We start from the raw sequence: 12156 nt of genomic DNA, 5'->3' as shown, positions 1-12156 counted from the left end.
CGGCCCCGCCCTTCACCGCGAAGGGCGGGGCCGTTCCCGTTCCCCACGCCCTGCCTGACTTAAGCCCTCTTCAGTCCCAGCACCTCCACCGCCCCGAACGTCTCCCCCTCCGGCTGCTCCGCGTAGTGCGGCGTGAGCAGCGCGTCCAGTTCGTCGTACGTGAACGTCTCCTGCTTGCTGTCGAACTTCGCGGCCACCCGGGGCCGTTCGACGACCGCCACCATGCCGCCGTGCACGACGAGCAGCTGGCCGTTGATCCGGGCGGCGGCCGGTGCGGCCAGGTAGCCCACGAGCGGGGCGACATGCTCGGGGGCGAGCGGGTCCAGGCCGTCCTCGGGCTGGTCGAGGCCCGCGAAGACGTCCTCGGTCATGCGGGTCCGGGCGCGCGGGCAGATGGCGTTGGCGGTCACGCCGTACTTGGCGAGCGCCAGGGCGGTGGAAGTGGTGAGCCCGACGATTCCGCCCTTCGCGGCCGCGTAGTTGGGCTGTCCGGCGGATCCGGCGAGGAACGCCTCCGAGGACGTGTTCACGACCCGGCCGTACACCGGCCCTCCCGCCGCCTTGGACCGCTCGCGCCAGTGTGCGGCGGCGAAGCGGATGGTGTTGAAGTGGCCCTTGAGGTGGACCCGGATCACCGAGTCCCACTCCGCCTCCGCCATGGAGAAGACCATGCGGTCGCGCAGGATGCCGGCGTTGTTGACCAGGATGTCCAGCTTGCCGAACTCGGCGACGGCCAACTCGACCAGCGTGCCCGCCTGTTGGAAGTCCGCGATGTCCCCGGTGTGGGCGAGTGCCGTGCCGCCCGCCGCGCGGATCTCGGCGGCGACCTCCTCGGCGGGCGCGGCGGAGGCCTCACCGGAGCCGTCCCGGCCGGGCTGCCCGTAGTCGTTGACGACGACGGCCGCGCCGAGCCGGGCGAGTTCGAGCGCCTCGGCCCGGCCCAGGCCGCGCCCGGCGCCGGTGACGATCGCGGACAGTCCTTCGAGTGGCAGTGACATCAGGCTCCTAGAGAAGCGTGGCCGTCAGGAAGCTCGGTCGTCCGCAGGCGCGGTCGTCAGATCTCTATGCACGTACGCAGTGCCGTGCCCGTCCGCATCTGGTCCAGGGCCTCGTTGATGTCGGCCAGCGGCACCCGGTGGGTGATCAGGCCCGCGAGGTCGATCCGGCCAGCCCGCCAGAGGGCGATCGTCCGCTCGTAGGAGCGCAGGACGTCCCCGCCGCCGTACATGGACGGCAGGATCCGCTTCTCGTCGAAGAACAGCTCGAACATGTTGAGCTGGAGGAAGTCGTCCATGGCGCCCGCGCCGACGACGACGAGCGTGCCGCCGCGCCGGGTGTACTCGTACGCCGTGCGGGCGGTGGCGGACTTGCCGACGACCTCGAAGACGTAGTCGAAGCCCTCGCCGGCGGTGACCTGCTGCTTGGCGTCGGCCAGTTCGTCCGGTGAGACGGCCCTGGTGGCGCCGAACCTGAGCGCGGACTCGCGGCGCGAGGCGACCGGGTCGACGGCGACGATCTCGGCGGCGCCCTTGAGCCGCGCCCCTTGGATCGCGGAGATGCCGACGCCCCCGCAGCCGATCACGGCGACCGACGAACCGGCCTCGACGTCGGCCGTGTTGAGGGCGGCGCCGAGTCCCGTCGTCACCCCGCAGCCGATGAGGGCGGCGATGTCGAAGGGCACGTCGTCGGGGATCGGTACGGCGCAGCCGGCGTCGACGACGACCTCCTCGGCGAAGGTGCCGGTGCCGGCGAAGCCGAAGACGTCACCGCCGGGGCGCTTGAAGTTGGGGGTGCCGGCGTTCATGAACCCGGCCAGACACAGTTCGGTCTGGCCGCGCTTGCAGGCGGGGCAGGCGCCGCAGGCGGGCAGCCAGCAGACGACGACCCGGTCGCCCGGCTTGAGGTGGGTGACGGTCTCCCCCACCTCGAGGATCTCGCCCGCCCCCTCGTGACCGGGCACGAAGGGCGCCGGCTGGGGCAGCACCCCCGCCATCGCGGACAGGTCGGAGTGACACAGCCCGGTGGCCCGCACCCGGACCCTCACCCTCCCGGGGCCGAAGCCCACCGCCTCGACGTCGTCGAGGACCTCCAGCTTGTCCTGACCGATCTCGTGCAGTACGGCTGCGCGCATGGTGCGGCTCCCCTCGTGCGGCGATCTACGACGTTCTGAACTCAGGTGTGTTCGACGACGGTGTCGGCGAGGACGGGCGCGTCGTCCCGCTCGACGGCGCTCACGGCCACGCGGACGGTGCCCGCACCGGGCCACATGCGGATGCGCAGGGTCTCCCCCGGATACACGACCCCGGCGAACCGGGTGTCGTACGACCGCACCCGGGTCACGTCCCCGCCGAGCAGTGTGTCGACGACGGCCTTGAGGGTCATGCCGTAGGTGCACAGGCCGTGCAGGATGGGCCGCTCGAACCCGGCGACCTTGGCGAACTCCGGGTCGGCGTGCAGCGGGTTCCAGTCGCCGGAGAGGCGGTACAGCAGGGCCTGGTCCTCGCGGATCGGCCGCTCGACGGTCCGGGCGGGCTCGCCCTCGGTGGGTTCGAGACGGGCGGACGGCCCCCGGTCGCCGCCCCAGCCGCCCTCGCCGCGGATGAAGATCTGGGCGTCGTTGGTCCACAACGGGCCTTCGGCGTCCGCCACTTCGGTGCGCAGCACCAGCACGGCCGCCTTGACCTTGTCGTACAGGGCGGCGATCCGGTTGGTCGCGGTGGCGGTGCCCGCGGCCGGGATGGGCCGGTGGATCACGAGGCTCTGGCCGCCGTGCAGGACGCGGGCGAGGTCGACCTCGATGCCCGGCATGGACAGTCCGCTGATCACTCCGGGCGAGCCGGATCCCGCGACGGTGGCGAAGCTGGGCAGCACGTGCAGCCGGGACTCCAGGGTGTAGCGCAGTTCGTCGGGGTCGGTGGCGGGGCTGCGCCGGTCGGGATTGGCGGCGGCGCCGATGCCGAGGTGGTAGAGCTGGACGTCCTTGGAGTTCCAGGAGATCTCGCCGGTCCGGGGCTCGGCGGCGAGGGCCTTGGCTGCGTCGATGGGCATACGGCTCCTGAAGGTGGCGGAGTCAAGACCCCGGTACGGCCGTCCGCACCGTCGGCCGCACCGAGGTCGTCACGGGCCGTTCTAGAACGCGTTCCAGTCCGGCGCCCTCTGTATAGCCGAGCGCTCCGCAGTTGTGAAGGCTCCTGACGTGGCATCAGATCCGGTTGCGCGTCCTTCGGCTCACCGGAGACCGTGACATTTGTCCTGCCGGAGTGCTGACAACCGGACCTGCCGTACGCGGGCCTCGATCCGTAGCGTCTGAGCCATGACACTGGGGACGGATCCGACGAACGGGGGACGGGACATGTCCTGGACGCGCAAGGTGTCGTGCACACCGACTCCGCTGAGGGCCGGACGGCTCCCCGGCACCCCGGGCCCGCGCCCGACCGGGTTCGCCCTGCTGCCGTGGCTGCTGCTGGGGATGGGCTCCTTCTCGAACCTCTTCCAGGGGGAGACGCCCAACCCGTGGATCGGCGGCCTGGGGCTGCTCACCTTCAACTCGCTCTACATCTACGTGTCGTTCCGCGCGTTCGTGAAGGAGAAGCGCGAGGCCCGCTCCACGCAGCTGGCGCTGGGCCTGCTGACGGCGGTGACCTGCGCACTCGGCCTGGGCTACGGCGGCAGCTGGCTGCTGTTCTTCCCGCTGCTCGGCCTCGCGACGGGCGCGGTCGTAAGGATGCCGCGGCTGCGCCTGACCGGGGCGGCGGTGACCGTGCTCTCCGGCCTGGTCGCCTTCCTGCAGGACGGCTGGGGCGGCCTCGACATCGCTTACGCCACCTGGATCTCGACGATCGTGACGGCGGCGATCCTGTCCCTGTCCGAGGCGGTACGGGAACTGCGCGCCGCCCGCGAGGAGCTGGCCCGGCGCGCGGTCGAGGAGGAACGCCTGCGCTTCTCCCGCGACCTGCACGACCTGCTCGGTCACACCCTCTCCGTGATCGTGGTGAAGTCGGAGGCGGCGCGGCGGCTGGCCGTGCGGGACCTGGACGCGGCCGTCGCCCAGGTCGCCGACATCGAGTCCGTGGGCCGGCAGGCGCTCACGGAGATCCGCGAGGCGGTGACGGGCTACCGCAGGGGCAGCCTGGCCACGGAGCTGGACCGCGCCCACTCGGCCCTGGCGGCGGCGGGCATCACCCCGGCGTTCCACCAGTCCGGCCCTCCCCTCCCCCAGCAGACGGAGGCCCTGCTGGGGTGGGTGGTACGCGAGGCGGTCACCAACGTCCTGCGGCACAGTGGCGCGGCCCACTGCGAGATCACGGTCTCGGGCGACGTGGAGCGCGTCCACGTGACGGTGACCGACGACGGCTCCGGCACCCCTTGACGGCCCCCCGGGAGGGCATCGGCGGCACGGGCCTGCGGGGGCTGACGGAACGCCTCTCCGCGGCCGGGGGCACGCTGACAGCGGGGCCGGGGCCGCGTCAAGGGTTCCTGGTGCGAGCGGAAATGCCGGTGGAGGAAAGGGAGTTGGTGCCGACGGGCTGAGCGGGCGGTGCACTGACCGCTCCGGGGAGGCGCGGGACGGTACCGGGCAGCGGCTCCGCTGCCTGGGCGGGACCGGCTGCCGGCCTTGTGGGTGGCGGTGGGGGCGGGCCCGGGCGATGCGGTGACCGCCCCGGAGACACGGGGCGGTACCGGGCAGCGGCTCCGCTGCCTGGGCGGAACCGGCTGCCGGCCTTGTGGGTCGCGGTGGGGGCGGGCCCGGGCGATGCGGTGACCGCCCCGGAGACACGGGGCGGTACCGGGCAGCGGCTCCGCCGCCCGGGCACGACCGGCTGCCGGCCCTGTCGGGGCCGGTGAGGCGGGCCCGGGGCGGCGCGGCGACCGCCCCCAGAGACACAGAGCGGTACCGGGCAGCGGCTCCGCCGCCCGGGCACGACCGGCTGCCGGCCCTGTCGGGGCCGGTGAGGCGGGCGCGCCCGTGGCTCAGCTCGGCAACCACTTTTCGCGCTGACCGGGGACGGTCCGCCGAACCCCGGGCGCCCTACTCTTGCCCCGTGAACGAGATGCCGCGGGAGCACCGGCCCGCCAAGTCCATCCGGGTGCTGCTCGCGGAGGACCAGGGCATGATGCGCGGGGCACTCGCTTTACTGCTCGGGCTGGAGCCGGACATCGAGGTCGTGGCGCAGGTGGGGGCCGGGGACGTGATCGTGGACGCCGCCCTCACCCACCGCCCGGACGTCGCTCTCCTCGACATCGAACTCCCCGGCCGCAGCGGGCTGGACGCCGCGGCCGAGCTGCGCGACCAGGTCCCCGACTGCCGGGTGCTGATCCTGACGACCTTCGGCCGCCCCGGCTATCTGCGCCGGGCCATGGAGGCGGGCGCCGCCGGCTTCCTGGTCAAGGACGGCCCCGTGGAGGAACTGGCGGCCGCCGTCCGCCGCGTGCTGACCGGCGAGACGGTGATCGACCCGGCCCTCGCCGCGGCTGCCCTGAGCGCCGGCCCCAACCCCCTCACCGCCCGCGAACGCGACGTCCTCAACGCCTCGACGGACGGCGCGACGGTCGCCGACATCGCGACCCGGCTCCACCTCTCCGAGTCGACGGTCCGCAACTACCTGTCCTCCGCGATCGGCAAGACGGGTACGCGCAACCGGATGGAGGCGACGCGGGAGGCCCGGCAGCAGGGGTGGTTGTAGCGGGGCTCGTCCCTGCGAGGACCTCGTCCGGGTCGGCCGGCGCCGGGGCGCCGTTCCGCCACTCTGCCGGTGACAGGCACTCGCCCGCCCGGCCCCGGTAGCCGACCACCGAGCCACCGCAGACGCGGAGACGAAGGCACCGGACGCCGGCCCGACCGCGCCGCCCTCCCGCCGAACTGGCCTCCCCCGACCCCTGAGCTTCACCGGCCGCCAGTCACGGGCGACCGCAACCCCCCGCCCGAACCACCCCGCGGCAATGCCGAGCCGACATCCCCCGCGTCACCTCACCCCCTCACTGCCCCGTCCCCTCCGCGGCAGCCAGACCACCATCAGCACCGCTCCCCCGGCCAGCACCCCCGCCCCCGTCCGGAACGCCAGCGCATACCCCTCCGTCAGCGCCGCCGGCGTGTCGCTGCCGCCCGAGCGGGCCGCTGCCAGGGTCGACAGGACCGCGAGGCCCAGTGAACCGCCCATGGTGCGGGAGGTGTTGACGAGACCCGAGACCAGGCCGGCCTCCCCCGGCTCCGCGCCGGACGTGGCCAGGGCCGCGAGGGGTGTCGCCGCCAGGCCCGCGCCGAGCATCATCAGGACGCCCGGCACCATGATCGAGGTCAGGTACGCGCCGTCCACGCTCAGCATCGACTGCCGGCCGAAGCCGGCGACCGCCACGAGCGTGCCGGTGGCCGCGACGGTGCGCGGGCCGAACCACCGCATGAGCAGCGGCGCGAGCTTGGAGCCGAGGATCACGGCCAGCGAGCTCGGCACCAGCGCCAGACCGGCCTCCAGCGGGGTGTAGCCCAGCACGTTCTGCGCGTACAGCGTCATGAAGTACCACATGCAGAACATCGCCGACCCGCACAGGAACATCGCCGCGTTCGCCGACGACACCGCCCGCACCCGCAGCAGCCCGAGCGGCATCAGCGGCGCCGCCGTACGCGACTCCACGACCAAGAAGACACCGATCAGCGCGACCCCGGCGAGCAGGGGCAGGACCGTGGCCGCCGCCGTCCAGCCGGAGGCCTCCGTCTGCGAGATGCCGTACGCCATCGTCGCCAGCCCCGCCGTCACCAGTACCGCCCCCGGCAGATCCAGCCGCCGCCGGTCCCCGGCCCGGCTCTCCGAGAGCCACAGCACGGAACCGGCCAGTACGACCGCGCCCACCGGCACGTTGATCAGCAGGACCCAGCGCCACGACAGGGCTTCCACCAGCAGCCCGCCGACGAGCCCGCCCGCCGCACCACCGCCCGCGCCGACGGCGGTCCACGTGCCTATGGCCCGCGCCCGGGCCGCCCCCTCCGGCACCGCCGCCGTGAGGATCGTCAGCGTCGAGGGTGCCAGCACCGCCGCGCCCAGCCCCTGCACGGCCCGCGCGGCCAGCAGCTGCCACTCCTGCTGGGCCAGCCCGCCGGCCAGCGAGGCCAGGGTGAACACCCCGAGCCCGACGAGGAACATCCGCTTACGGCCGTAGAGGTCCCCGGCCCGTCCGCCGAGCAGCATGAACCCCGCGAAGGCGATGGCGTACGCGTTCACGACCCACTGCAGTCCCTGGGCGCTCATCCCCAGGTCGGCCCGCATCGAGGGCAGTGCCACGTTCACGACGGACACGTCGAGCACGACCAGGAACTGCCCCGCACAGGCGAGCGCCACCACCAGCCAGGTGGGCGGCGCGGTTCGGCGGGGGGCACGGGTGACGTCGGCGGCTTCGAGCATGCCTGTCATGCTCTCAACGACAGACGCTCCTGGCATCGGGAATTCGCCCTAGGCCAATGACCCAGTCAGCCTGGGCCGCCGGGGCGACCAGCGCCCGCCGGCCCCCCTTTCCCCAAGAGAAGGTCAAGATTTCGTTAGTGACCCAAAGCATCGGAATAGTTGCCCAGGCACACGGAGTTCGAGGTACACATGACACAAACGACGACCGAAAAGCCCACCGGCGGAGCGACCGGCCCCCTCGTCCCGGTCCTCGCCTTCGCGGGCATCGTTGTCGCGGTAATGCAGACCCTGCTCGTCCCCGTGATCAAGGACCTGCCGCAGCTGCTGAGCACCGCGCCCAGCAACGCCACCTGGGTCCTGACCTCGACTCTCCTCTCGGGCGCCGTCGCCACCCCGATCATGGGCCGCCTCGGTGACCTCTACGGCAAGCGGCGCATGCTCATAGCCAGCCTGTCCGTGATGGTGGTCGGCGCGCTGATCAGCGCGTTCACCAGCACCCTGCTCCCCATGATCGTCGGACGCACCCTGCAGGGCTTCGCGATGGGCGCGATCCCGCTCGGCATCGGCCTGATGCGCGACATGCTGCCCCGCGAGAAGCTCGGCTCGGCCATGGCCCTGATGAGCTCCTCGATCGGCGTCGGCGGCGGACTCGCACTGCCCGCCGCGGCCCTGGTCGCCCAGAACGCGAACTGGCACGCCCTCTTCTACGGCGCCGCCGGCCTCGGCGTCCTCGCCATCGTCCTCACCCTCGCCGTCGTACCGGAGTCCAAGCTCCGCGCGGAGGGCTCCTTCGACTACCTCGGCGCCCTCGGCCTCACCGTGGGCCTCGTCCTCTTCCTCCTCCCCATCACCAAGGGCAGCGACTGGGGCTGGACGTCCGGCACCACGCTCGGCATGTTCGGCGCGTCGGCCGCCACCCTCCTCCTCTGGGGTGTCTACGAGCTGCGCACCAAGGCCCCCCTGGTCGACCTGCGCACCACGGCCCGCCCGGCCGTCCTCTTCACCAACCTCGCCTCGATCATGGTCGGCGTCAGCTTCTACGTCGTCTCCCTGGTCCTCCCCCAGCTGCTCCAGCTGCCGAAGGAGACCGGCTACGGCCTCGGCCAGTCCATGGTCGTCGCGGGTCTGCTGGTGGCCCCGCTGGGCCTGACGATGATGTTCACGGCGCCGGTCTACGCCCGCCTCTCGGCGAAGTACGGCCCCAAGACGACCCTGATCCTCGGCATGCTGATCATCGCCATCGGCTACGGCGCCGGCCTCGGCCTGATGAGCGCCCCCTGGCAGAGCCTCGTCATCGCGGTGATCCTCGGCGCGGGCATCGGCCTCGCCTACTCCTCCCTCCCCGCCCTGATCATCGGCGCGGTCCCGGCCTCGGAGACGGGCGCGGCGAACGGCCTCAACACGCTGATGCGTTCCATCGGTACGTCGGTCTCCAGCGCCGTCATCGGCATGGTGCTGGCCAACACCGCGAACAACGTCGGCGGCGTCGAGGTCCCGACCATGCACGGCTTCCGCGTCTCCTTCCTGATCGCGACCGCCGCGGTCGCCGTCGGCCTCCTGCTGGCCCTCTTCCTCCCGAAGCAGCGCCCGGCCGCGGCCCACCCGCAGCTGCGCGCCAGCAGCGAGGAGGACGCCAACCTGGAACGCGCCGAGGAGGCGCTGCGCGGCTTCCGCGGCCGCGTCCTGGACGCCGAGGGCACCCCGGTGGCCCGCGCCAAGGTGACCCTGATCGACCGCCGCGGCCGTCAGGCAGGCGCGACCCTCTCCGGGGACGACGGCAGCTACGCCCTCACCGTCCCCACCCAGGGCGCCTACGTCCTGGCCGCCCGCGCCGACGGCCACGGGCCGCTCGCCTCTTCGGCGACGCACGCGGGCGACGACAGCGCGGTGGATGTGGACCTGCCACTGCCGGAGGAGACGGTCACCGTCTGAGGAGACGTCACCGGCCGGAGGCCCGCCCGGCCGCCATCACACCCCCCGTCACCCACCTGACGGGGGGTGTGATGCACGATGGGCCCCACCTGCTCGTACGACCGAAGGGACCCCGATGACCCCGGCCCCCAAGCCCGAGATCCTGGCCGCGTTCGAGGCCGCGAAGGGCTTCATGCCCACGGGCGAGGGCCTGGCCCTGTACGCGGCCGCCGTCGAGGCCGGCCGCCTCGGCCTCCCCCTCCTGGAGGTCGGCACCTACTGCGGCCGCTCCACCATCCTGCTCGCCGACGCCGCCCGCGAGGCAGGCGTAACCGCCCTCACGGTCGACCACCACCGCGGCAGCGAGGAGCAGCAGCCGGGCTGGGAGTACCACGACCCGGAGACGGTCGACCCCGAGCTCGGCGTGATGGACACGCTGCCGACGTTCCGCCGGACCCTGCACCGGGCCGGCCTGGAGGAGCACATGATCGCCCTCGTCGGCCGCTCCCCGCAGGTCGCGAAGATCTGGAACTCCCCCCTCGCCCTCGTCTTCATCGACGGCGGCCACACCGACGAGCACGCCACCGCCGACTACGAGGGCTGGGCCCCGCATGTCGCCGAGGGCGGCCTGCTCGTCATCCACGACGTGTTCCCGGACCCGGAGGACGAGTTCACCGGGCAGGCGCCGTACCGGGTGTATCTGCGGGCGCTGGAGTCCGGAGCGTTCACGGAGGTGTCGGTGACGGAATCGCTGCGGGTGCTGAAGCGGACGGGCTCGGGCGTCTGATCTCTGACGCCGCTCGACCGTGCCTCCCGGTGAAGGCCATGTTCGGCCCGTAAGGTGTCAGGCGTGTCGTACGTAGGTCCGGACTTCGATCCTCCCCAGCCCCGCCGCAACCGGCGCCGAACCCTGACCGTCGCGGTCGCCGCGCTGGTGCCGGGGGCCCTGCTCGGGTGGGTGATGTACGAGGCGCTGGGCGCCCAGGGCGACGGCGGCGGCTCCGGCAACGCTGCCGTACAGCCGTCCTCGCCCCGGTCGGACTCGACGCCGACGGTCTCCTCCACGAACGACGACAAGCCGCCGGGGCCGACCCCCACCGCGGACTCCACGTCCGCTTCCGGCCCCCTCCAGGGCAAGGTCGTCGTCATCGACCCGGGCCACAATCCGAACAACTTCCAGCACACCGCCGAAATCAACCGCAAGGTGAACATCGGCACGAACTGGAAGGAGTGCGACACCACGGGGACGTCCACCAACGACGGCTACACGGAAGCCAAGTTCACCCTGGACGTCGCCCACAGGATGCGCACGCTGCTCCAGAAGCAGGGCGCCACGGTCAAGTTCACGCAGGACGGCGACCGCTCGTGGGGCCCCTGCGTCGACGAGCGCGCCGAGATCGGCAACAAGGCGGACGCCGACGCGGTCGTCTCCATCCACGCGGACGGCGCCGGCGCAGGCCAGCGCGGCTTCCACGTCATCCTCCCCGGCGAGGTCGACGCGGGCGCCGCCGACACCGGCCCCATCGTCGCCCCCTCCCGCGACCTCGGCGAGCGCATCGCCGGCTCCTTCGTCCGCGTCACGGGCAACGCCCCCTCCAACTACATCGGCGACGGCACCGGCCTCGTCACGCGTAAGGACCTCGGCGGTCTCAATCTGTCAACGGTTCCCAAGGTGTTCATCGAGTGCGGCAACATGCGCGATACCAAGGACGCGGCGTTGCTCACCAGTGGGGCGTGGCGACAGAAGGCTGCGCGAGGGATCTCTGAGGGAATCGCGGATTTCCTGCGCGGGTAATGGTCCACGGGTTGATCCCGGCGGACACCCTCGTCGGTCGGACGATAAGGTCATTCCTACGATGAGGGGCCACCCCCGCGCTTCACACCGGGGCCTGACGGCGACATGGTGACAGCGACGCCTCCAGCGATGCCGATGTTGAGACGACTGACGAAGGACCTGAAGTGAATATCCGCTCCCTCACTCGAGGCGACGGCGTGGTGATCGGAGCAGCGGTATTGCTGTTCATCGCGTCGTTCCTCGGCGTTGCCAGCTGCGACGGCCCGGAAGCCTATTGCGAGAACGTCAACGTTCCGAACGCCTGGGACGTGAGCATCGGCCTCGGGCTCGGTACGTACATGACCGGCGTGATCGGCGCCGCACTCATTGTGGTCGCCCACCTACTGCCCCAGCCGCGCAAGGTCGCCGGACTTGAGTTGGGCCCCCTCGGTGTCGGCCTGAGCGTGGCGGCCGCCTGGTCGCTGTTGTGGTGGACGATCGACGCGGAAAACACGGGCGTCGGTCTCATCCTCGGCCTGATCGCCACCCTGGCCCTCGCCGGCGCCGCCATCGCCACCCCCCTCGTCCCCGCCCTCCAGGCCGCCCTGCTCCCGGCTCCCCGCCCCGCCGCCCCCCAGCCCTACGGCGGCCAGCCGCAGGGTGGTTACGGCTACCCGGGTGCCCAGCAGCCGCAGCCGGGGCAGCAGCCCTACGGCGGTCAGCCGCAGCCGGGGCAGCCCTTCGGTGGCGGCCAGCCGCAGCCGGGCGCGCCGGCTCCGGCGACGGGCGGGGACTTCTCCCCGTTCTGGTTCGCCGTGCCCGTGCCGCGCCCGCTGTTCGGAGAGGACGGCTCGCCGACCCCGATCGCCGAACTCGCGCCGGGCACCTGGTACCTGGCCGTCGAGCAGCGCGGCGCCGCCCTGGTCGCGCAGACGCAGGACGGCCGCCGTGGCGTGCTGCAGGACACCTCGGGTATTCAGCGCGGCTGAGCCCCTGAGCGTCCCGTACGGCCCCTCACCCTTCCCGGTGAGGGGCCGTCGTCGTACAGTCGCAAGCCTCCAAGCACATCTGACGTAC

General features: G+C 72.5%; 9 protein-coding genes and 1 pseudogene. 6 read left to right on the top strand and 4 right to left on the bottom strand.

Annotation, left to right across the window (positions count from 1 at the left end; all coding sequences use genetic code 11):
- Positions 1 to 59: 59 nt before the first annotated feature.
- Genes OHO27_RS30205 through OHO27_RS30195 form a run of 3 tightly spaced genes read right to left on the bottom strand, consistent with a single transcriptional unit; the run spans position 60 to position 3048 of the window.
- The gene (locus OHO27_RS30205; protein ID WP_328428123.1) at positions 60 to 998 is read right to left on the bottom strand and encodes a 3-oxoacyl-ACP reductase; all 939 of its coding nucleotides are present in this window, start codon (positions 996 to 998) and stop codon (positions 60 to 62) included.
- A gap of 56 nt (positions 999 to 1054) precedes the next feature.
- Positions 1055 to 2131 carry a Zn-dependent alcohol dehydrogenase gene (locus OHO27_RS30200; RefSeq protein ID WP_328428122.1) on the bottom strand — a complete coding sequence of 359 codons (1077 nt, stop codon included), beginning with the start codon at positions 2129 to 2131 and terminating at the stop codon, positions 1055 to 1057.
- Between the two features lie 41 nt (positions 2132 to 2172).
- Positions 2173 to 3048 carry a MaoC/PaaZ C-terminal domain-containing protein gene (locus OHO27_RS30195; RefSeq protein WP_328428121.1) on the bottom strand — a complete coding sequence of 292 codons (876 nt, stop codon included), beginning with the start codon at positions 3046 to 3048 and terminating at the stop codon, positions 2173 to 2175.
- Positions 3049 to 3352: 304 nt separating this feature from the next.
- Here OHO27_RS30195 and OHO27_RS30190 point away from each other — a divergent pair.
- Together OHO27_RS30190 and OHO27_RS30185 are read left to right on the top strand one after the other, a co-directional pair.
- Positions 3353 to 4530: pseudogene (locus tag OHO27_RS30190) on the top strand (sensor histidine kinase).
- A gap of 521 nt (positions 4531 to 5051) precedes the next feature.
- The gene (locus OHO27_RS30185) at positions 5052 to 5684 is read left to right on the top strand and encodes a response regulator transcription factor (RefSeq protein ID WP_328430597.1); all 633 of its coding nucleotides are present in this window, start codon (positions 5052 to 5054) and stop codon (positions 5682 to 5684) included.
- Positions 5685 to 5963: 279 nt separating this feature from the next.
- On the opposite strand, the gene OHO27_RS30180 is transcribed toward OHO27_RS30185, so the two are convergent.
- A complete protein-coding gene (locus OHO27_RS30180) occupies positions 5964 to 7403 on the bottom strand; it encodes an MFS transporter (RefSeq protein ID WP_328428120.1) in 1440 nt (479 codons plus the stop codon).
- A 180-nt stretch (positions 7404 to 7583) separates the two neighbouring features.
- On the opposite strand from OHO27_RS30180, the gene OHO27_RS30175 reads away from it, so the two are divergent.
- The 4 genes from OHO27_RS30175 (at position 7584) to OHO27_RS30160 (ending at position 12068) form a co-directional block, all read left to right on the top strand.
- Entirely contained in the window at positions 7584 to 9326 is a 1743-nt protein-coding gene (locus OHO27_RS30175) for an MFS transporter (RefSeq protein WP_328428119.1), read from the top strand.
- 115 nt (positions 9327 to 9441) lie between these two features.
- Entirely contained in the window at positions 9442 to 10092 is a 651-nt protein-coding gene (locus OHO27_RS30170) for a class I SAM-dependent methyltransferase (RefSeq protein ID WP_328428118.1), read from the top strand.
- Between the two features lie 63 nt (positions 10093 to 10155).
- Complete coding sequence (locus OHO27_RS30165; RefSeq protein WP_328428117.1) at positions 10156 to 11100, top strand: N-acetylmuramoyl-L-alanine amidase; 945 nt, start codon at positions 10156 to 10158, stop codon at positions 11098 to 11100.
- 164 nt (positions 11101 to 11264) lie between these two features.
- Positions 11265 to 12068, top strand: coding sequence for a DUF5336 domain-containing protein (locus OHO27_RS30160; RefSeq protein ID WP_328428116.1), 804 nt, complete (start codon positions 11265 to 11267; stop codon positions 12066 to 12068).
- Positions 12069 to 12156 lie beyond the last annotated feature (88 nt).

Source organism: Streptomyces sp. NBC_00443 (assembly GCF_036014175.1).
Classification (GTDB): domain Bacteria; phylum Actinomycetota; class Actinomycetes; order Streptomycetales; family Streptomycetaceae; genus Streptomyces.
Note: the sequence above shows the minus strand (reverse complement) of the source record. Positions and strands in the feature narration are given on the sequence as shown.